At 72.4% G+C, this 456-nt stretch carries 1 protein-coding gene; it reads right to left on the reverse strand.

The window, feature by feature from the left end:
* Window positions 1-456: ricin-type beta-trefoil lectin domain protein (locus tag ACFXGA_RS33650; RefSeq protein WP_378095033.1), on the reverse strand; the 456-nt coding region annotated here is incomplete at both ends.

A 456-nucleotide genomic window follows, 5' to 3' on the forward strand; every position in this document is an offset into this window, starting at 1 on the left:
CGCTCGGGTCCACCTCTGGTTGGCCTGGCCGTTGCAGGTCCAGAGGATCAGCCTCGTGCCGTTGGCGGTGCCCGCCTGGTCGGCGTCGAGGCAGAGCCCGGCGTGGGCATTGCGGATGGTGCCGTCGGAGCCGAACGTCCACTTCTGGTTGTTCTGCCCGTTGCAGCTCCACGTGATGACGCGGGTGCCGTTGGCGGCCCCCTGGTTCTCGGCGTCCAGGCACTTGTCGCCGAAGACCCGGATCTCACCGCCCGCCCAGCTGGTCCACGCCTGGTTGGCGGCGGTGTGGCAGTCCCACAGCAGCGTGGCCGCGCCGGCGGCGGTGGAGGCGTTGTCCACGTCCACGCAGCGGCCGGAACCCGTGCCGCGCAGGCGTGAGGTGGTGGCGGCGATCGGGCTGCCGCCCGACACCCGGTACACCGCCACGCCGTGCGCGGGCACCGTGGCCGAGATCGT

The organism is Actinosynnema sp. NPDC059335 (assembly GCF_042752395.1).
Lineage (GTDB): Bacteria > Actinomycetota > Actinomycetes > Mycobacteriales > Pseudonocardiaceae > Actinosynnema.